Source organism: Thermomonas fusca (genome assembly GCF_005862345.1).
Taxonomy (GTDB): Bacteria; Pseudomonadota; Gammaproteobacteria; order Xanthomonadales; family Xanthomonadaceae; genus Thermomonas; species Thermomonas fusca.
The window spans coordinates 65,661-83,563 of the sequence record NZ_SROY01000006.1 but is presented as its reverse complement, the minus strand read 5'-3'; the positions used below and the strand labels follow the sequence as shown (position 1 = coordinate 83,563).

The window sequence follows — 17,903 nt, the reverse complement described above, 5'->3', positions numbered from 1 at the left end:
GATGGCGCTGTACCGCTACAAGGCGCTGAACGCGCGCGGCGAGCTGCTGGACGGGCAGATGGAAGCCGCCGGCGAGGCCGAGGTGGCGGCGCGACTGCAGGAGCAGGGCCATCTGCCGGTGGAGGCGAAGCCGGCTTCGGAAGCGGGCGGCGATCCGTCGTGGCGCGCGCTGTTCAAGCCCAGGCCGTTCGCCGGTGCGCGGCTGGTGCAGTTCACCCAGCAGCTGGCCACACTGCTGGGGGCCGGTCAGCCGCTGGATCGGGCGCTGGGGATTCTGCTGGAACTGCCGGAAGACGAGGCGGCGCGGCGCATCGTCGAAGACATCCGTGACGCGGTGCGCGGCGGCGCGGCGCTGTCGACGGCGCTGGAGCGCCAGCACGGCGCGTTCGGCCGGCTGTACGTGAACATGGTGCGCGCCGGCGAAGCGGGTGGCAGCCTGCACGAGACCCTGCAGCGGCTGGCTGATTACCTGGAGCGTTCGCGCGCGCTGCGTACCCGGGTGGTCAACGCGATGGTGTATCCGGCGATCCTGCTGGCGATGGTGGGGCTGTCGCTGCTGTTCCTGCTGGGCTACGTGGTGCCGCAGTTCGCCGGCATGTACGAAAGCCTGGACGCGCAGCTGCCGTGGTTCTCACGGCTGGTGCTGGGCGTGGGCGTGTTCGTCCGCGACTGGTGGATCGTGATCCTGGCGGTGCCGCTGTTGCTGGTGCTGTGGCTGGGGCGCCTGCGCCGCGATCCCGCGGTGATGCGCCGCTTCGACGGCTGGCTGCTGCAGCGCAGGCTGGCCGGGCCGCTGGTGGCCAAGCTCGAGACCGCGCGGCTGGCGCGCACGCTGGGCACGCTGCTGCGCAACGGCGTGCCGCTGCTGTCGGCGCTGGGCATCGCCCGCAACGTGCTGGACAACCGCGTGCTGGCCGATGACGTGGCCGCGGCCGCCGAGGAAGTGAAGAACGGCATCGGCCTGTCCGCCGCGCTGGCCAAGGGCAAGCGGCTGCCGCGGCTTGCGCTGCAGATGATCCAGGTGGGCGAGGAATCCGGCGCGCTGGATGCCATGCTGCTGAAGACCGCGGACACCTTCGACCAGGAAACGCAGGCGGCGATGGATCGGCTGCTGGCCGCGCTGGTGCCGGTGGTGACGCTGGTGCTGGCAGCGGTGGTGGGGGTGGTGATCCTGTCGGTGCTGGCGCCGATCTACGACCTGACCAGCGTGGTGGGATAAGTGCGCCAGACGTCTTTCCGAAATCCGAATTCCAACCCAAGCCGGGGCACTGCAATGCGTGAACGTCGCAATTTCCGTCCGATCCAGAAGGCCGCGCAGGGCGGCTTCTCGCTGATCGAGATCATCGTGGTGGTGGTGCTGATCGGCGGCATCGTCGCCTTCGCCGCCTCGCGCATCCTGGGCGGCGGCGACCGCGCCAAGGTCAAGCTGGCGCAGGCGCAGCTGCAGACGCTGGCCGAGAAGGTGCAGCAGTTCCAGATGGATACCGGCGCGCTGCCGCCCACCCTCGACGCGCTGGTCACCTCGCCCGGGGCCGCCGGCTGGCTGGGCCCCTACGCCAAGCCGGCCGAGCTGAAGGATCCGTGGATGCATCCGGTGCAGTACAAGCTGCCGGGCGAAGGGCGGGCGTTCGACCTGGTCAGCCTGGGCGCGGACGGCCAGCCCGGCGGCGACAGCGTGGACGCCGACCTGCGCTTCGAATAAGCGGACGGGCGCGTGCGTGGTCGGTCGGCCGGTTTCACCCTGCTGGAGATGCTGGTGGTGCTGGCGATCATCGCCGCCGCCAGCCTCCTGGCCATGGCCGCGTTCGGCGATGGCCTGCGCGGCGCGCGCCTGCATTCGGCGGCGAAAGAGGTGGCCGCGCAACTGCGCTTCACCCGCGCGCTGGCGATCGCCAGCGGGGTGCCGCAGGAGTTCGTGATCGACCCGGCCGCCCGCGCCTGGCGCGCGCCGAAAGGCCGCCACGGCCGCCTGCCCGACACCGGCGAACTGGTCTTCACCGGCGCGCGCGACCTGCGGCCCGCGTCAGCTGAAGGCGCGGTGCGCTTTTTCCCCGACGGCGCCGCCACCGGCGGGCGGGTGCGGATGGCCGCCAATGGCGGCGGCTGGGATGTCGACGTGGCCTGGCTGACCGGCGAGGTGCGGCTGCGCCGGATCGGAGCCACCCAATGAGCGCGCGGCGGCGCAGCGGCGCGCGCGTGCCGGCCATGCGGCGGCAACGCGGTTTCACCCTGATCGAGATCGTGGTGGCGTTCGCGCTGCTGGCGCTGGGCCTGACCCTGCTGCTGGGCACCCTGTCCGGCGCCAGCCGCCAGCTGCGCCAGGCCGGCGATGCCGGGCAGGCGGCGCTGCACGCGCAGTCGCTGCTGGCCGAACGCAGCGACGCGCTGCTGCAGCCGGGGCAACTCGACGGCAGCTTCGAGCAGGGCCGCTATCGCTGGCACTTGGCGGTGACCCCGTGGCAGGAGCCGCAGGCGCGCGCCGCAGCGGCCGACCCGTTCGCCGCACGCCTGCTGCATCTGCGGCTGGACGTGCGCTGGGGCGACGGCGGGCCGCAGCAGCAGCTGCAGGTGAACTCGCTGCGGCTGGTACTGCCAACAGCGGCGGACGGCGTCCGGCCATGAGGCGGGCAGCGGCGGGCTTCACCCTGATGGAAGTGCTGCTGGCCACCTCGCTGCTGGCGGCGGCGCTGGCGCTGGGATTCGGCATCCTGCGCGCGGCCGGCGCCACGGTGGCGCGCGGCGAAGCAATGGCGGAGCGCAACGAGCGCATCCGCGCGGTGTCGCAGTTCCTGCGGCAGCGCATCGGCGGCGCCGGGGCCATTGCCTTCGGTCTCGATGCGGACAGCGGCCAGTCGCTGCGCTTCGCCGGCGACGCGCGTTCGATGCGTTTCGTTGCCGAACTGCCGGCCTACCTGGGGCGCGGCGGGCCGCAGCTGCATGCGCTGCAGGTGGGTGGTGCCGGTCAGGCGCGGCGGCTGGAGGTCGGCTTCCAGCTGCTGCGCGCAGGCGAGGCGCTGCCGGCCTCGCGGCCCCCGGAACCGCTGGCCGATGAGCTGGCCGAAGTCGAATTCGCCTACCGCGCGCAGGCTGCCGACGGCCGGCCGGGACCGTGGGAGCGCGTCTGGACCGCGCCGCAGGCGCTGCCGATGCAGGTGCGGGTGCGCATCCGCGATGCCCGCGGCCCTTGGCCCGAGATGGTGGTGGCGCTGCCGCTGGCGGGCGCCGGCATGGAGGCGCAGCGATGAGGGCGGCGCGCGGTGCGGCGCTGCTGCTGGTGCTGTGGCTGGTGCTGCTGCTGAGCGGGCTGGTGGCCGGCTATGCACTGTCGGCGCGGGTGGAGTCGATGCAGGGCAACGGGGTGGCGCGCGCGATGGTGGCGCAGGAGGCCGCGCGCGCCGGGATCGAATACGCGGCGTCGCGGCTGCTCGATCCCGACCCGGCGCGCCGCTGGGTGGCGGATGGGCGCAGCTACCGCTTCGCGCTTGACGGCATCGCGATTGATGTCGCGGTGCGCGACGAGGCCGGCAAGATCGACCTCAACGCGGCTTCGTTCGATCTGCTGCAGGCCTTTTTCGAAGCGCTGGGCGAGCCGCGCGCCGCGGCGACCAGGCTCGCTGCGGCGGTGGTCGACTGGCGCGATGCCGACAGCCTTGGCCAGCCTGCCGGCAGTGCCGAAGATGCCGATTACGCGGCGGCCGGTCTGGACGGCGGCGCCAAGGACGCGCCTTTCGACACCGTGTCCGAGCTGGCGCAGGTGCTGGGCATGCGCCCGGCACTGCAGGCCGCCGCGGCGCCGCACCTGACCGTGTACGGCGGCCGCGCGTTGCCGGATGCCGGGCTTGCCGATGCGGTGGTGCGCAAGACGCTGGGACTGTCCACGCAGGCCGCGCCGGTGGATCCGGCCGCGCCCCCGGCGCCGGGCAGCGGCACGTATAGTATTGAGAGCCGCGCCCGGCTTGCCGATGGGCGCAGTGCGCGATGGTCGGTGGTCTTGCGGATGGGGAGCAGCGGTTTGCCGGGTTCGACGTACACGACACTGCATTGGGCCGCGGGGGAACCGTGAAGTGAGCACTGCCGCATTGCGCTGGCCGTGGCCCGGTTCGGGTCTGCGCGGCTTCCTGTCGTGGTGGCGGGCCGGTCTGCTGGCCTGGCTGCCGGCGCGCCTGCGCCGGGCGCTGGCTGCGGGCGACGACCGCCTGCTGCTGCGTCCCGACGCGGGCGAGCTGGGTCTGGAACTGCAGCAGGCGGGTGAATTGCGCCGGCTTGCCTCGCTGCCGCTGCCGCTGGCCGCGGCGGTGGACCCGCTGGCCGATCTGCTGCGCGAGCGCGCCATCGGCATGCCGCGCTGGCTGCTGCTGCCGGGTGCCTGCGGCCTGCGCCGCGGCCTGCTGCTGCCGGCGGCGGCGCGGGAGCGCCTGCGCGATGTGCTGGCGTTCGAGATCGAGCGGCAGACCCCGTTTGCCGCTACCGACGTGCTGTTCGATGGCCGCGTCCTCGCGCTGCGCGGCGATGGCCAACTGCAGGTCGAATTGGTGGTGGTACCGCGCCAACAGCTGGCCGCGGCAACCGCTGGCCTGGGCGGGCAGGGCGAGCGGCTGGCCGGGGTGGATCTGGCCGATGAGGCCGGGCATCCGCTGGGTGTCAACCTGTTGCCGCCGGCGCAACGGCATGCGCTGCGCGATCCGTGGCGGCGCTGGAACTGGCTGCTGGCGCTGGCCGCGCTGCTGGCGCTGGCGCTGGGCATGGGTCAGCTGCTGGACAACCGCCGTGCCGCCGCGGATGCGCTGCACGCCGAGATGGCCAGCCGTGAAGCCGGCGCGCGCGCGCTGTCGGCGCAGCGCCAGCGGCTGCAGGACGGGATGGAAGGCGCCGCCTACCTGCGCGCGCAGCGCGCGGCGCGGCCGTCGTCGGTGGAATTGCTGGACGCACTGGCGCAGCGGCTGCCCGAGGGCACCTGGCTGGAGAAAGTGTCGGTGGAAGGCGACCAGCTGACCCTGATCGGCCTGTCCAACCAGGCCGCGGCGCTGGTCGGGAAGCTGGAGGGCGCGCCGCAGTGGAGCGCGCCGGCCCTGAGCGGTGCCCTGCAGCAGGACCCGCGGCTGCGGGTGGATCGCTTCACCCTGGTGGCGAAGCTGGCGACCGCTGCCGCGCCCCCCGCAGCGAACGCACCGGCCGGGGGCGTGCGGTGATCCGCGCCGACCGTGACCGCTGGTTGGCGCTGGCGCTGCTGCTTGCGGCGCTGGGGCTGGTCTATCTGGCGCTGGTGCATCCGCTGTTCACCCTGCCGATGCGCGCCGCCGATGCCCGCATCGCTGAGCTGCAGGAACGCGACGCACGCCTGCGCGGCCTGCTGGCGCAGCGACCGCAGATCGAGCGCGCGTTGGCGACCCCGGAAGCGCAGGACGGCGGGTCCGGCTTCCTCGCCGAAGCGACCGCGGAGCTGGCCGCCGCCGCGCTGATCCAGCGGCTGGAGCGGGTGGTGGCGGACGCCAGTCCCGGCGGTCGCGGCTGCGCCATCGTCAACCGCACCCCCCTGGGTGATGACGCCGGCAGCGGTCGCTACCGCCGGGTCACCGTGCAGGTGCGGCTGCGCTGCGGCAATGCCGAAATGCTGGCGGTGCTGCATGCGCTGGAGTCGGGGCGGCCGTGGCTGTTCGTGGACGCGCTGGGAATCACCGCGCAGCGGTATTTCGCCGTCCCCGGCGCGGCGCAGCCGCAGGAAGGCGGGCTGGATGTCGGCTTCAACCTGTACGGCTACCTGCGCCCCGCCGCGGGGGCACAGCCATGAGCGGCGGACAGGGTTTCGCCCATTCGTTGGGCCGCGCCAGGGCATCGACCTGGCTGCTGGCCGCCGCCTGCGCCTGGGCGCTGCTGCTGTGGCTGGCGGCGGCGCTGGGCATGGGCACGCGCATCGCGGCGGTGGCGGCGCAGGCGCCGGGCGCGCTGCCGGCGCCGCCCGCGGTCGTTGGCGAGCGCATCGGTCCGCTCGGCCAGTACGCGGAAGCGGCATCGCGCCCGCTGTTCACCCAGGATCGCCGGCCGCGCGCCTTCCTCGCTGTCGCCCAGGGCGAAGGCGAGGGCAGCGGCGCGGCGCTGGATTTCGTCCTCACCGGCGTGCTGATCAGCCCGCAGGTGCGGTTGGCGATCCTGCAGCCCAGCGGCGGCGGCGATTCGCAGCGCGTGCGCGAAGGCGCTGCGCCGGAGGGTGCGGCCGACTGGCGGTTGCTGGAAGTGCAGCCGCGGCGGGCGCTGTTCGAGGGCCCCGGCGGGCAGCTGGCGCTGGAGCTGCGCGCCTTCGGCGTTGCCGGCTCCGCTGAGCCACGCGCCGATGCCGGAACGTCGAGGCCGATGGTGCTGCCACCGCCGCAGCCAGACGCCCCGCAGGTGCAGGCCGCGCGCGAGGCCACGCCCGACGACGCGCGCAGGATCGACGACATCCGCCGGCGCATCGAAGCGCGGCGTGCGCAGTTGCGACAACAGAACCAGGACGCCGGCGACGGCGGCGGGCGCCTGCGCCCACTGTCAGGACCGGCCCGATGACGAAGGCAAAGCAGCCCATGAACCGAACGTTTCTTCGCGCGCCCCTGCGCCCCATGCTGGTCGCCGTGCTGGCGGGGATGCTGGCGGCCTGCGCCAGCGCGCCGCAGCCGCAGATGCACCGGGCGATGCAAGCGGCTGGCCAGCAGACCGATCCCGCCGCCGGCGCCGACATCCGTCGCGAGGTGCTGCAGGAACTCGGGAACGAGGCGCCACAGCCGGTGATCCGCCGCGCCAGCAGCGCGCCGATCAACCAGGCCGCGGCCAGCGCGCCGCCGCCCTCGCTGGCCAGCAGCGGCGAGGCCAGCTTCAACTTCGAAGGCGAATCGCTGCATGCGGTGGTCAAGGCCATCCTCGGCGACATGCTCGGCCAGAGCTACAGCATCGCGCCGGGCGTGCAGGGCACCGTCACCGTCGCCACCCAGAAGCCGGTCGGCGCCGCCGGTGCGCTGGGCCTGCTGGACCAGGTGCTGGCGCAGAACGGCGCGCGCATGGTTTACAGCGACGGCCGCTACAGCATCGTCCCGGCCGACCAGGCGCTGCAGAGCGGGGTGGTGCCGCGCACCGGTTCGCCGGCGCTGGCGCGCGGCTTCGAGTCGCGGGTGGTTCCGCTGCGCCACGTCTCCGCGCTGGAGATGGAGAAGATCCTCAAGCCGTACGCGCGGCAGGGCTCGATCGTCAGCATCGACGGCGCGCGCAACCTGATCACGGTCGCCGGCACCCGCGCCGAGCTGGAGAACTACCTGCGCACCATCCAGGTGTTCGACGTCGACTGGATGGCCAGCATGTCGGTGGGCGTGTTCCCGCTGCAGTCGGGCCGCGCCAGCGACGTGGTGCAGGACCTGGAGCGGGTGTTCGGCGCGCAGGCCAACACCCCCGTCGCCGGCATGTTCCGCTTCATGCCGCTGGAATCCACCAACGCGGTGATGGTGATCACCGCCCAGCCCGCCCACCTCGACGAGATCCGCCAGTGGATCGATCGCATCGAAGGCGGCAGCGGTGACGGCAGGCTGTTCGCCTACGAGCTGAAATACATCAAGGCGCGCGACCTGGCCGACCGGCTGGGCGAGGTGTTCGGCGGCGCCGCTGCCGGCGGGCGCGGCGAGCCGTCGCTGATGCCCGGCCTGCAGGCCGGCGAGCTGCGCGATCGCGGCGACGACGCTGGCAGCCGCTCCGGCGGCGATGCCGGTGGCCTCGCCGAAGGCGCCAGCCTGCCGCAGGCGGGCAGCGGCAATGGCCGGGTGACCCTGAAGATCGACGGCAGCGAAGTGGGCGTCTCGGCGGTGGAGGACACCAACTCGCTGCTGGTGCGCGCCAGCCCGGCGCAGTGGAAATCGATCCGCCAGGTGATCGAGCGCCTCGACGTGATGCCGATGCAGGTCCACATCGAGGCGCAGGTGCTGAGCGTGGCCCTGAAGGGCGAACTGCAGTACGGCGTGAGCTGGTTCTTCGACCAGGCGGTGGCCGACAAGGGGCTGCCGCTTCCCACTGGCCGCAACAGCTGGGGCACCCACGCGGGCAGCGTGTCGGCGCTGCCCAACGGCGCCGGCAATCTGCTCAATTGGACCTTCCTCGGCAGCAGCGCCGCGGCCATCGTGCAGGCGCTGGACAACGTCACCGACGTGCGCACCCTGTCCTCGCCGTCGGTGATGGCGCAGAACAACCGCGAGGCCGTGCTCAACGTCGGCCAGAAGATCCCGGTGGCCTCGGTCAGCTTCAACCCGCAGACCGGCGGCGACACCGGCACCTACAGCCAGGTGCAGTACCTCGATACCGGCATCATCCTGAAGGTGCGCCCGCGCATCAGCCGCGACGGCATGGTGTTCCTCGACATCGTGCAGGAAGTCAGCAAGCCCACCGGCATCGCCGACAGGTTCGGCAACGTGCGCATCGACACCAGCAAGGTCACCACCAGCGCGGTGGCGACCAGCGGCGAAACCGTGGTGCTGGCCGGCCTGATCAGCGAGGGCAGCGGGAGCAACTCCAGCGGCGTGCCGGGGCTCAGCCGCATCCCGGTGCTGGGCGGCCTGTTCGGCATGCAGGGCAAGAGCAAGAACCGCGACGAACTGGTGGTGCTGATCACGCCCACGGTGGTGCGCAACCCGCAGGAGGCGCGCGCGCTGACCGACGAATACGGCAGCCGCTTCCGCGCGCTGGAACCGATCTACAAGCCGAAGAAGTGATCCGCAGCGATCCCGCCCTGCCGATCGTGCTGGTGCCGGTGGGCACCGACGAGGACGCGCTCGACGCCTGCCTGGCCGCGCTAGACGCCGGCACCCCCGCGGGCACGCGGGTGTGGCTGGCGGACAACGCCCAGGCCGGGCCGCGCGGCGTCGCCCTCATCGAGGGCTGGCTGGCGCGCACCCGCCTGCAGGCCGCGCACACGCGCCGCGCCGCGCCGCTGGGCGAAGCCGCGCACATGGACGAAGCGCTGCGCGCCTGCGCCGACGCCGACGTTGCGGTATTGGCCAGTGACGCGGCGCCCGCGCCCGGCTGGCTGGAGCGGCTGGCCGAATGCCTGGCGCGCGATCCGGCAATCGCCAGCGCCACGCCGTGGAGCAATGCCGGCGAAGCGGCCGCGTGGCCACGGATCGGCGAGATCGCTGCGCTCGAATACCCGTCGCCGCTGCTGGCCCAGGCCTGCGCACTGCTGCCGCCGGTGCATCCAGAATTGCCGGCGGCGGTGGGCCACGCGGTGCTGCTGCGCGGCCGTGCCCGCGTGCAGGCGGGCGGCCTGGATGCCGCCAGCTATCGCTCCTGGTACGCGGCGCTGATCGATCTGAGCCTGCGCATGGCCGGGCTGGGTGGGCGCAACGTGCTGTGCGAAACCGCCTTCGTGGTGCGCGCCGTCGAGGGCGCGCCACGCGAGGGCGACATGGACGCGCTGTGCGCGCGCTGGCCGGCGTGGCACGCGCGCATCGCCCACTGCCTGATGGACGACCCGCAGCGCGCGCTGCGCACCCGCCTGGGCGAGGAGCTCGCGCAGCTGGCGCGGCTGCCGCCGCAGGCCGACCTGTTCGCGGGCGCCTCGTGAGCGACGCCGGCATCGCCGTCGTGGTGGTCGCCTACAACAGCGAGGAGACCCTGGACGAATGCCTGTCGCGGCTGCGCGCGGCGGACGGCGTCGAAGAAATCCGGGTGGTCGACAACGCCTCGCGCGATGCCGGCATCGACCTCGTGCAGCGCCATGCGCTGGCCGATGCGCGCCTGCGCTTCATCGCCAACCCGGACAACCCCGGCTTCGCCGTGGCCTGCAACCAGGGCGCGGCGGCCAGCACCGCGCCGTGGCTGGCCTTCGTCAATCCCGACTGTTTCATCGAAGTGGACACCCTGGCGCGTCTGCGCGACGCCGCCGCCACGCTGGACGATGCGCTGGTGGGCGGCGTGCTGCGCGGCGAGGACGGCACGCTGGATGCCGCCGCGCGCCGGCGCGATCCGGACTTCGCGGCGATGCTGCGCACCTCAAGCGCGCGCGGACTGGCGTTGCCGCGCGATCCGGCGCAGGCGCTGCAGCCGGTGGGTGCGGTGTCCGGCGCGCTGCTGCTGCTGCCGCGCGCGCTGTTCGCGCGCATCGGCGGCTTCGACCAAGGCTACCGGCTGCATGCGGAGGATCTGGACCTGTGCCGGCGCGTGCGCCAGGCCGGCGGCGTGGTCGCCATCGCCAACGACATCGAGGTCCTGCACGTGCGCGGGGTGTCGTCGCGCTCGCGGCCGCTGTTCGTCGAATGGCACAAGCATCGCGGCCTGTGGCGGTACTTCCGCAAGTTCGAGGCGGCGCGGCGCGGGCGCATCACCCGCGCGGCGGTGTTCGCGATGATCTGGGGGCGTTTCCCGCTGGCGGCGCTGCGCGCGGCACTGCGCCGCTGACCGCGCCCGCTCCGATGCCGGGCGCGACAGCGTTCAGCGGTAGCGGTTGATCTGGTCGCGCAGCGACCTGGCCGCGTCGGCCGCCGCTTCCGCATAGCCTTCGCCGCGCGCCGCGTAGAGGATGCCGCGCGATGAATTGATCATCAGGCCGGTGCCGTCCGCGGTCTTGCCGTTGCGCACCACCGCCTCGACATCGCCGCCCTGCGCGCCTACGCCGGGGATCAGCAGCGGCATCTCGCCGATGAGGCCGCGGATCACCTTCAACTCCTCCGGGAAGGTGGCGCCCACCACCAGCGCGCAGTTGCCGTCGCCGTTCCACTCGCCGGCGATGGTACGGGCGATGTGCTGGTACAGCGGCGCACCGTCCACCATCAATTCCTGGAAGTCGCGCGCGCCCGGATTGGAGGTGTGGCAGAGGAACACGCAGCCGCGGTCGTTGTACTGCAGGAACGGATCGGCCGAATCGCGCCCCATGTAGGGGTTCAGCGTCACCGCGTCGGCGCCGAAGCGCTCGAACGCCTCGCGGGCGTACTGCTGCGCGGTGCTGCCGATATCACCGCGCTTGGCGTCGAGGATCACCGGCACGTCCGGGTGGGCGCCGTTGAGGTGGGCGATCAGCCGTTGCAGCTGCGCCTCGCCGTCGTTGTGGGCGGCGAAGTAGGCGATCTGCGGCTTGAACGCGCAGGCGTATTCCGCGGTGGCGTCGGCGATGTCGCGGCAGAACGCGAACAGCGCATCCTCATCGTTGACGAAGCGATCCGGGAACTTCGCCGGATCCGGGTCGAGGCCGACGCAGAGCAGGCTGTTCGCGTCGCGCCAGCGGGCGCGCAGTTTTTCGATGAAGGTCATGCGGTAATCCCCCGTTTGGCTCCTCCCCCTGCTTGCAGGGGGAGGCTGGGAGGGGGTTTGCGGTCGCGCAACCCCACTCCGGCCCTCCCCTTCAGGAAGGGGAGGGAGAGAAGCGTCACTTCAGCGCCTTGAACCGCAGCCGCTTCGGGCCGGCATCGTCGCCCATGCGGCGCTTCTTGTCTTCCTCGTACTCGCGGTAGTTGCCCTGGAAGAACTCCACGTGCGAGTCGCCCTCGAAGGCGAGGATGTGGGTGGCGATGCGGTCCAGGAACCAGCGGTCATGCGAGATGACGAAGGTATTGCCCGGGAACTCGAGCAGCGCGTCCTCGAGCGCGCGCAGGGTCTCGATGTCGAGGTCGTTGGACGGCTCGTCGAGCAGCAGCACGTTGCCGCCCTGCAGCAGCGTCTTGGCCATGTGCAGGCGGCCGCGTTCGCCGCCCGACAGCGTGCCCACGAGCTTCTGCTGGTCCTGGCCCTTGAAGTTGAAGCGGCCGATGTAGGCGCGCGACTGGATCTCCACGCCGTTGATGTTGAGGATGTCGAGGCCGCCGGAGACTTCCTGGAACACGGTGTGGTTGCCTTCCAGCGCGCCGCGGCTCTGGTCGACGTAGGCCAGGTTCACGGTCGGGCCGATGTTGATCGATCCCGAATCCGGCTTCTCCTGCCCGGTGATCATCTTGAACAGGGTCGACTTGCCGGCGCCGTTCGGGCCGATGATGCCGACGATGGCGCCCGGCGGCACGATCATCGACAGGTCGTCGATCAGCAGGCGGTCGCCGAACCGCTTGCTGACGTTCTTGAATTCGATCACCGAATTTCCCAGGCGCTCGCCCGGCGGAATGAAGATCTCGTTGGTCTCGTTGCGGCGCTGGTAGTCCACCGACTGCAGTTCGTCCAGCCGCGCCAGGCGTGCCTTGCCCTTGCTGCGGCCGCCCTTGGCGTTGCTGCGCGCCCATTCCAGTTCCTTCTGGATCGCCTTCTGCCGCGATTTCTCCTGGTTTTCTTCCTGCTTCAGGCGCTCATCCTTCTGGGTCAGCCAGTCGGTGTAGTTGCCCTTCCACGGGATGCCGCGGCCGCGGTCGAGTTCGAGGATCCACTCGGCGGCGTTGTCGAGGAAGTAGCGGTCATGGGTGACCGCCACCACGGTGCCGGTGTAGCGGGCCAGGAACTGCTCCAGCCATTCCACCGACTCGGCGTCGAGGTGGTTGGTGGGTTCGTCCAGCAGCAGCATGTCGGGCTTCTGCAGCAGCAGGCGGCACAGCGCCACGCGGCGCTTCTCGCCACCCGACAGCTTGCCGACGATGGCGTCCCACGGCGGCAGGCGCAGCGCGTCGGCGGCCACTTCCAGCTGGTTTTCAAGGGTGTGCGCATCGCCGGCGGCGAGGATCGCCTCCAGCCGCTCCTGTTCCTTGGCCAGCGCGTCGAAATCCGCGCCCTCCTCGGCATAGGCGGCATAGACCTCGTCCAGCCGCGCCTGCGCCTGCAGCACTTCGCCCACGCCTTCTTCCACCGCCTGGCGCACGGTGTGTTCCGGGTTCAGCTCCGGCTCCTGCGCCAGATAGCCGACCTTGATGCCGGCCTGCGGGCGCGCCTCGCCTTCGAAATCCTTGTCCACGCCGGCCATGATCCGCAGCACGGTGGACTTGCCTGAGCCGTTCAGGCCCAGCAGGCCGATCTTGGCGCCGGGGAAGAAGCTCAGCGAGATGTCCTTGATGATCTGCCGCTTCGGCGGAACCACCTTGGACACGCGGTTCATGGTGTAGATGTATTGCGAGGACATGCGCGCTCCGGGCGTACGGCGGCGGCCTGCACCGGGCAGGGCCGCGAAGGGATTTCGGGATGCGGAAATTATAGCTGGAACGGACAGTTGCGGCGGGGAAATGGCCGGGAACGGGCGCGAAACGGGCTAGAATTCAGCTTCCCCACGTCCCCCCATTTCCGGAGCCGCCCGATGTTCTCCCGCGCCGATACGCTTGCCGCTTTCGACCCCGAACTGGCCAAGGCCATCGCCGCCGAGGACCGCCGCCAGGAAGACCACGTCGAGCTGATCGCTTCCGAGAACTACGCAAGCCCCAGGGTGATGGAAGCGCAGGGCAGCCAACTGACCAACAAGTACGCCGAGGGCTACCCGGGCAAGCGTTATTACGGCGGCTGCGAATACGTCGATATCGCCGAGCAGCTGGCGATCGACCGCCTCAAGCAGCTGTACGGCGCCGACTACGCCAACGTGCAGCCGCACTCCGGCTCGCAGGCCAACCAGGCGGTGTACTTCGCGCTGCTGCAGCCCGGCGACACCATCCTCGGCATGTCGCTGGCGCACGGCGGCCACCTGACCCACGGCGCCAAGGTCAATGCCTCCGGCAAGCTGTTCAACGCGGTGCAATACGGCGTCAACGACGAAGGCCTGATCGATTACGACGAAGTGGAGCGCCTCGCGCTGGAGCACAAGCCGAAGATGGTCGTCGCCGGCTTCTCCGCCTATTCGCAGGTGGTCGACTGGGCGCGCTTCCGCGCCATCGCCGACAAGGTCGGCGCCTACCTGTTCGTGGACATGGCCCACGTGGCCGGCCTGGTCGCCGCCGGCGTGTACCCGAGCCCGCTGGCGCACGCGCACGTGGTCACCTCCACCACCCACAAGACCCTGCGCGGCCCGCGCGGCGGCATCATCATCGCCAGCCGCGCCGCGATGGGCGATGCGGCCGAGGAGATCGAGAAGAAGCTGCAGTCGATCGTGTTCCCCGGCATCCAGGGCGGCCCGCTGATGCACGTGATCGCGGCCAAGGCGGTGGCGTTCAAGGAAGCGCTGGAGCCGGCGTTCACCGAATACCAGCAGCAGGTGGTGAAGAACGCGCAGGCGATGGCGAAGGTGATCATCGCGCGCGGCTACAAGATCGTTTCCGGCGGCACCCAGAACCACCTGATGCTGGTCGACATGATCGGCAAGGACGTGTCCGGCAAGCAGGCGGAAGAGGCGCTGGGCAAGGCGCACATCACCGTCAACAAGAACTCGGTGCCGAACGACCCGCGCAAGCCCTTCGTCACCTCCGGCCTGCGCATCGGCACGCCGGCGGTCACCACCCGCGGCTACAAGGAAGCCGACTGCGTGGCGTTGGCCGAGTGGATCTGCGACGTGCTGGACAACCCCAACGACGACAACGTGATCGCCGGCGTGCGCGCCAACGTCGAGAAGCAGTGCAAGCAGTTCCCGGTGTATGGCTGAGCGCAGGGCGCGGGCGAACGCTGCCTGTTGCTGACTTATGCATTGCCCTTTCTGCCAGCACAGCGACACCCGCGTGATCGATTCGCGGGTGTCGGAGGACGGCGCCACGATCCGCCGCCGGCGCGTCTGCGAGGCCTGCGGCGAGCGCTTTTCCACCCTCGAGACCATCGAGCTGAAGCTGCCGGCCATCGTCAAGTCCGACGGCCGGCGCGAAGCGTTCGATGCGCGCAAGTTGCGCACCGGCTTCGACCGCGCGCTGCAGAAGCGGCCGGTGGCGGAGGAGCAGATCGAGGCCGCGGTGCGGGCGGTGGTGCACCAGCTGCGGATGGCCGCCGAGCGCGAGATCCCGGCGCGCCGCGTGGGTGAATTCGTGATGGCGGAGCTGCGCAAGCTCGACCACGTCGGCTACGTGCGCTTCGCCTCGGTCTACCGCAGCTTCGAGGACGTGGCCGACTTCCGCGAGGAGCTGGACCGGCTGGAGCGCGATCTTCCCGGCGAGGGCCAGCTGCCGCTGCTGGATGAGGGGAAGAGGGGGTCGGAGTCACTTTTCCCCCGCCCTCCTGCCAAGCCGGGCAAGGACAAGGAAAAGTGACTCAGACCCCCTTCTCGTTTTCCGCCACCGACCACGCGCTGATGGCGCGCGCGTTGCGCCTGGCCGAACGCGGCGCGTACACGGCGCGCCCCAACCCGATGGTGGGCTGCGTGATCGCCCGCGATGGCGAGGTGGTGGGCGAGGGCTGGCACCAGCGCAAGGGCGGGCCGCACGCCGAGGTGTTCGCGCTGCAGGCCGCCGGCGACCGCGCGCGCGGCGCGACCGCCTACGTCAGCCTCGAGCCCTGCGCGCACCACGGCAGCACGCCGCCGTGCGCGGAGGCGCTGGTGGCGGCCGGGGTGGCGCGGGTGGTCGCGGCCATGCGCGATCCGTTCCCGTCGGTGGACGGTGCCGGCTTCGAACTATTGAAGGGCGCCGGCATCGCGGTCGAACACGGTTTGATGGAAGCGCAGGCGCGCGAGCTGAACCGAGGTTTCCTGGCTCGGGTCGAGCGCGGCCGGCCCTGGCTGCGGGTCAAGCTGGCGATGAGCCTGGACGGTCGCACCGCGATGGCCTCCGGCGACTCCAAGTGGATCAGTGGCGAAGCCTCGCGCCACGACGTGCAGCGCTGGCGCGCGCGCAGCGGCGTGCTGCTGACCGGTGCCGGCACCGTGCTGGCGGACGACCCGCAGCTCACCGTGCGGCTGGAGGACGGCAGCGACTTCCTGCCGCCGCTGCGGGTGGTGCTGGACCCCGGCCTGGCCACCGTCGCGCGCGGCCGCGTGCGCGAGGGCGATGCGCCCACCCTGTACATCCACGCGCCGGATGCCCGGCTGCCGCGCGGGCTGGAGATCGACCGCGTGGCGGTGCCGGTGCAGGGCACCCGCTTCGACCTCGATGCGGTGCTGCGCCTGCTGGCCGCGCGCGGCATCAACGAAGTGCAGCTGGAGGCCGGCGCCACCCTGGCCGGCGCCTTCCTCGATGCCGGGCTGGTCGACGAACTGCTGCTGTACGTGGCGCCGGTGCTGCTGGGTCCGCGCGCGCGCCCGCTGTTCGACGGACTGCACATCGACGCGATGGCGCAGCGACTGAAGATGCGGCGCATCGACAGCACCGTGGTGGGCGAGGATCTCCGCCTGCTGCTGCGCCCGGAGGAAAGCTGATGTTCACCGGACTGATTGCCGGCGTCGGCCGGCTGGCGGCGCGCGAGGCTCGCGGCGGCGATGCCCGCCTGGTGATCGACACCGGCACCCTGCCGTTCGACGGCGTGCAGCTGGGCGAGAGCATCGCGGTCAACGGCTGCTGCCTGACCGTGATCGGATTCGACGCGGCAAGCTTCGCCGTCGATGCCTCCAACGAGACGCTGGCACTGACCACGCTGGGCCGGCTGGCCATCGGCGCGCCGGTGAACCTGGAGCGCGCCATGCTGCCCACCGACCGCCTCGGCGGTCATCTGGTCAGCGGCCACGTGGACGGGCTGGCCAGTGCCCAGCGGCGCTGGGATGACGCGCGCGCGGTGCGCTGGCGGTTCGCGGCGCCGCGGCCGCTGCTGCGCTACATCGCCCACAAGGGCTCGGTCTGCGTGGACGGCGTCAGCCTGACCGTGAACGCCGCCGACGACACCGGTTTCGAGGTCGCTCTGATTCCGCACACGGTGGAACACACCGCCTTCCGCGCGCTGCAGGTCGGCGACGCGGTCAACATCGAAGTGGACTTGCTGGCGCGCTATGCCGAGCGCCTGCAGGCAACGAAGGACTGGACATGAGCTTTGCAAGCATCCCGGAACTGCTGGAAGAACTGCGCGCCGGGCGCATGGTGGTGGTGGTCGACGACGAGGACCGCGAGAATGAAGGCGACCTGATCATGGCCGCCGAGCTGGTCAAGCCGTCGGACATCAATTTCATGGTGACCCACGCGCGCGGGCTGGTCTGCCTGTCGCTGACCCGCGAGCGCTGCGCGCAGCTGGGCCTGAACCCGATGGTGCGTGACAACACCTCGCAGCACCACACCAATTTCACCGTCAGCATCGAGGCGGCGGAAGGCGTCACCACCGGCATCAGCGCCTACGACCGCGCGCATACCGTGCGCACCGCCGTGCGCCCCGACGCCAAGCCGTCCGACCTCAGCCAGCCGGGCCATATCTTCCCGCTGATGGCGCAGCCCGGCGGCGTGCTCAACCGCGCCGGCCACACCGAGGCGGCCGCCGACCTGGCCCTGCTGGCGGGCTTCGAGCCGGCCGGCGTGCTGGTGGAGATCCTCAACCCCGACGGCAGCATGGCGCGCCGCCCGCAGCTGGAGGCGTTCGCCCGCGAGCACGGGCTGAAGATCGGCTCGATCGAGGACCTGATCCGCTATCGGCTGGATACCGAACACACCGTCGAGTGCATCGACAGCCGCGAGATCGACACCGACCACGGTCGCTTCCAGCTGCACACCTGGCGCGACCGCCTCACCCGCGGCCTGCACTACGCGCTGGTGCGCGGCGAGGTGGCCGGCGACGAGCCGGTGCTGGTGCGGGTGCAGCAGCAGAACCCGCTGGCCGATGCGCTGCACTGGCGGCGCGCCGACTTCGGCCCGCTGGTAGGCGACGTGCTGGCGATGATCGCAGCCGACGGCCGCGGGGTGCTGGTGCTGCTGGGCGATGCGCCCGACGCCGAGGCCACCCTGGCGCGCATCCGCGAACAGCCGGCGCCGCCCGCCAGCAAGGCGGGCGCGCTGGCGCAGTGGCGGCGCAACGGCGCCGGCTCGCAGATCCTGGCCGCGCTGGGCGTGCGCCACCTGCGCGTGCTCGGCACCCCGCGCCGGCAGGTCGGGCTGGCCGGGTTCGGGCTTGAGGTGGTGGAATACGTGGTGCTGCCGGCGCGGTAAACTGCCCAGCCCACGCATCCGCCCAAGCCC

General features: G+C 71.6%; 19 protein-coding genes. 17 read left to right on the top strand and 2 right to left on the bottom strand.

The genetic code is table 11. From position 1 onward, the window contains the following. Position 1: 1 nt before the first annotated feature. Genes xpsF through E5S66_RS12050 form a run of 12 tightly spaced genes read left to right on the top strand, consistent with a single transcriptional unit; the run spans position 2 to position 10,404 of the window. Positions 2-1,219 carry a type II secretion system protein XpsF gene (xpsF, locus tag E5S66_RS12105; RefSeq protein ID WP_138349588.1) on the top strand — a complete coding sequence of 406 codons (1,218 nt, stop codon included), beginning with the start codon at positions 2-4 and terminating at the stop codon, positions 1,217-1,219. A gap of 54 nt (positions 1,220-1,273) precedes the next feature. Then, complete coding sequence (gspG, locus tag E5S66_RS12100; protein ID WP_138349586.1) at positions 1,274-1,702, top strand: type II secretion system major pseudopilin GspG; 429 nt, start codon at positions 1,274-1,276, stop codon at positions 1,700-1,702. A 12-nt stretch (positions 1,703-1,714) separates the two neighbouring features. After that, the gene (gene xpsH, locus E5S66_RS12095) at positions 1,715-2,170 is read left to right on the top strand and encodes a type II secretion system protein XpsH (protein WP_138349584.1); all 456 of its coding nucleotides are present in this window, start codon (positions 1,715-1,717) and stop codon (positions 2,168-2,170) included. Between the two features lie 35 nt (positions 2,171-2,205). After that, positions 2,206-2,622, top strand: a complete 417-nt coding sequence (gene xpsI / locus E5S66_RS12090; protein WP_028839260.1) for a type II secretion system protein XpsI — start codon at positions 2,206-2,208, stop codon at positions 2,620-2,622. Further along, positions 2,619-3,245, top strand: a complete 627-nt coding sequence (locus tag E5S66_RS12085; RefSeq protein ID WP_138349582.1) for a general secretion pathway protein GspJ — start codon at positions 2,619-2,621, stop codon at positions 3,243-3,245. The genes xpsI and E5S66_RS12085 overlap by 4 nt, the downstream gene beginning before the upstream one ends. After that, positions 3,242-4,063, top strand: coding sequence for a type II secretion system minor pseudopilin (locus tag E5S66_RS12080; RefSeq protein WP_138349580.1), 822 nt, complete (start codon positions 3,242-3,244; stop codon positions 4,061-4,063). The genes E5S66_RS12085 and E5S66_RS12080 overlap by 4 nt, the downstream gene beginning before the upstream one ends. 1 nt (position 4,064) lies before the next feature. After that, entirely contained in the window at positions 4,065-5,189 is a 1,125-nt protein-coding gene (locus E5S66_RS12075; protein ID WP_246037230.1) for a PilN domain-containing protein, read from the top strand. Next, positions 5,186-5,788, top strand: coding sequence for a type II secretion system protein GspM (gene gspM, locus E5S66_RS12070; RefSeq protein ID WP_138349576.1), 603 nt, complete (start codon positions 5,186-5,188; stop codon positions 5,786-5,788). Before E5S66_RS12075 ends, gspM begins: the two co-directional genes overlap by 4 nt. After that, the gene (locus E5S66_RS12065; protein WP_138349574.1) at positions 5,785-6,540 is read left to right on the top strand and encodes a hypothetical protein; all 756 of its coding nucleotides are present in this window, start codon (positions 5,785-5,787) and stop codon (positions 6,538-6,540) included. The genes gspM and E5S66_RS12065 overlap by 4 nt, the downstream gene beginning before the upstream one ends. Before the next feature lie 53 nt (positions 6,541-6,593). Next, a complete protein-coding gene (gspD, locus tag E5S66_RS12060; protein ID WP_138349573.1) occupies positions 6,594-8,720 on the top strand; it encodes a type II secretion system secretin GspD in 2,127 nt (708 codons plus the stop codon). Next, entirely contained in the window at positions 8,717-9,571 is an 855-nt protein-coding gene (locus E5S66_RS12055; RefSeq protein WP_425472227.1) for a glycosyltransferase family 2 protein, read from the top strand. Before gspD ends, E5S66_RS12055 begins: the two co-directional genes overlap by 4 nt. Further along, complete coding sequence (locus E5S66_RS12050; RefSeq protein WP_138349571.1) at positions 9,568-10,404, top strand: glycosyltransferase family 2 protein; 837 nt, start codon at positions 9,568-9,570, stop codon at positions 10,402-10,404. Before E5S66_RS12055 ends, E5S66_RS12050 begins: the two co-directional genes overlap by 4 nt. A gap of 33 nt (positions 10,405-10,437) precedes the next feature. On the opposite strand, the gene pyrF is transcribed toward E5S66_RS12050, so the two are convergent. Continuing rightward, on the bottom strand, positions 10,438-11,253 hold the full coding sequence (gene pyrF, locus E5S66_RS12045) for an orotidine-5'-phosphate decarboxylase (protein ID WP_138349569.1): 816 nt from the start codon (positions 11,251-11,253) through the stop codon (positions 10,438-10,440). A gap of 115 nt (positions 11,254-11,368) precedes the next feature. Next, entirely contained in the window at positions 11,369-13,033 is a 1,665-nt protein-coding gene (gene ettA / locus E5S66_RS12040; protein ID WP_138349567.1) for an energy-dependent translational throttle protein EttA, read from the bottom strand. Positions 13,034-13,204: 171 nt separating this feature from the next. Here ettA and glyA point away from each other — a divergent pair, with 171 nt between their 5' ends. The 5 genes from glyA to ribB are packed head-to-tail and all read left to right on the top strand — an operon-like array spanning position 13,205 to position 17,873. Continuing rightward, positions 13,205-14,473 (top strand): serine hydroxymethyltransferase, encoded by a 1,269-nt coding sequence (gene glyA / locus E5S66_RS12035; protein ID WP_138349565.1) that lies wholly within the window; start codon positions 13,205-13,207, stop codon positions 14,471-14,473. 37 nt (positions 14,474-14,510) lie between these two features. Next, entirely contained in the window at positions 14,511-15,065 is a 555-nt protein-coding gene (nrdR, locus tag E5S66_RS12030; RefSeq protein WP_138349563.1) for a transcriptional regulator NrdR, read from the top strand. 41 nt (positions 15,066-15,106) lie between these two features. Continuing rightward, a complete protein-coding gene (gene ribD, locus E5S66_RS12025; RefSeq protein ID WP_138349721.1) occupies positions 15,107-16,168 on the top strand; it encodes a bifunctional diaminohydroxyphosphoribosylaminopyrimidine deaminase/5-amino-6-(5-phosphoribosylamino)uracil reductase RibD in 1,062 nt (353 codons plus the stop codon). Continuing rightward, positions 16,168-16,770 (top strand): riboflavin synthase, encoded by a 603-nt coding sequence (locus E5S66_RS12020; protein WP_138349562.1) that lies wholly within the window; start codon positions 16,168-16,170, stop codon positions 16,768-16,770. The genes ribD and E5S66_RS12020 overlap by 1 nt, the downstream gene beginning before the upstream one ends. Then, positions 16,767-17,873 (top strand): 3,4-dihydroxy-2-butanone-4-phosphate synthase, encoded by a 1,107-nt coding sequence (ribB, locus tag E5S66_RS12015; RefSeq protein WP_138349560.1) that lies wholly within the window; start codon positions 16,767-16,769, stop codon positions 17,871-17,873. The genes E5S66_RS12020 and ribB overlap by 4 nt, the downstream gene beginning before the upstream one ends. Positions 17,874-17,903: the final 30 nt, after the last annotated feature.

Excerpts from the sequence above, each read along its gene's own strand:
- gspD (WP_138349573.1), top strand. The coding sequence starts at position 6,594 with ATGCTGGTCGCCGTGCTGGCGGGGATGCTGGCGGCCTGCGCCAGCGCG.
- ribB (WP_138349560.1), top strand. The coding sequence starts at position 16,767 with ATGAGCTTTGCAAGCATCCCGGAACTGCTGGAAGAACTGCGCGCCGGG.
- E5S66_RS12020 (WP_138349562.1), top strand. The coding sequence starts at position 16,168 with ATGTTCACCGGACTGATTGCCGGCGTCGGCCGGCTGGCGGCGCGCGAG.
- ribD (WP_138349721.1), top strand. The coding sequence starts at position 15,107 with ATGGCGCGCGCGTTGCGCCTGGCCGAACGCGGCGCGTACACGGCGCGC.
- glyA (WP_138349565.1), top strand. The coding sequence starts at position 13,205 with ATGTTCTCCCGCGCCGATACGCTTGCCGCTTTCGACCCCGAACTGGCC.
- E5S66_RS12080 (WP_138349580.1), top strand. The coding sequence starts at position 3,242 with ATGAGGGCGGCGCGCGGTGCGGCGCTGCTGCTGGTGCTGTGGCTGGTG.
- gspG (WP_138349586.1), top strand. The coding sequence starts at position 1,274 with ATGCGTGAACGTCGCAATTTCCGTCCGATCCAGAAGGCCGCGCAGGGC.
- E5S66_RS12085 (WP_138349582.1), top strand. The coding sequence starts at position 2,619 with ATGAGGCGGGCAGCGGCGGGCTTCACCCTGATGGAAGTGCTGCTGGCC.
- ettA (WP_138349567.1), bottom strand. The coding sequence starts at position 13,033 with ATGTCCTCGCAATACATCTACACCATGAACCGCGTGTCCAAGGTGGTT.
- xpsI (WP_028839260.1), top strand. The coding sequence starts at position 2,206 with ATGCGGCGGCAACGCGGTTTCACCCTGATCGAGATCGTGGTGGCGTTC.
- pyrF (WP_138349569.1), bottom strand. The coding sequence starts at position 11,253 with ATGACCTTCATCGAAAAACTGCGCGCCCGCTGGCGCGACGCGAACAGC.
- E5S66_RS12065 (WP_138349574.1), top strand. The coding sequence starts at position 5,785 with ATGAGCGGCGGACAGGGTTTCGCCCATTCGTTGGGCCGCGCCAGGGCA.
- xpsF (WP_138349588.1), top strand. The coding sequence starts at position 2 with ATGGCGCTGTACCGCTACAAGGCGCTGAACGCGCGCGGCGAGCTGCTG.
- nrdR (WP_138349563.1), top strand. The coding sequence starts at position 14,511 with ATGCATTGCCCTTTCTGCCAGCACAGCGACACCCGCGTGATCGATTCG.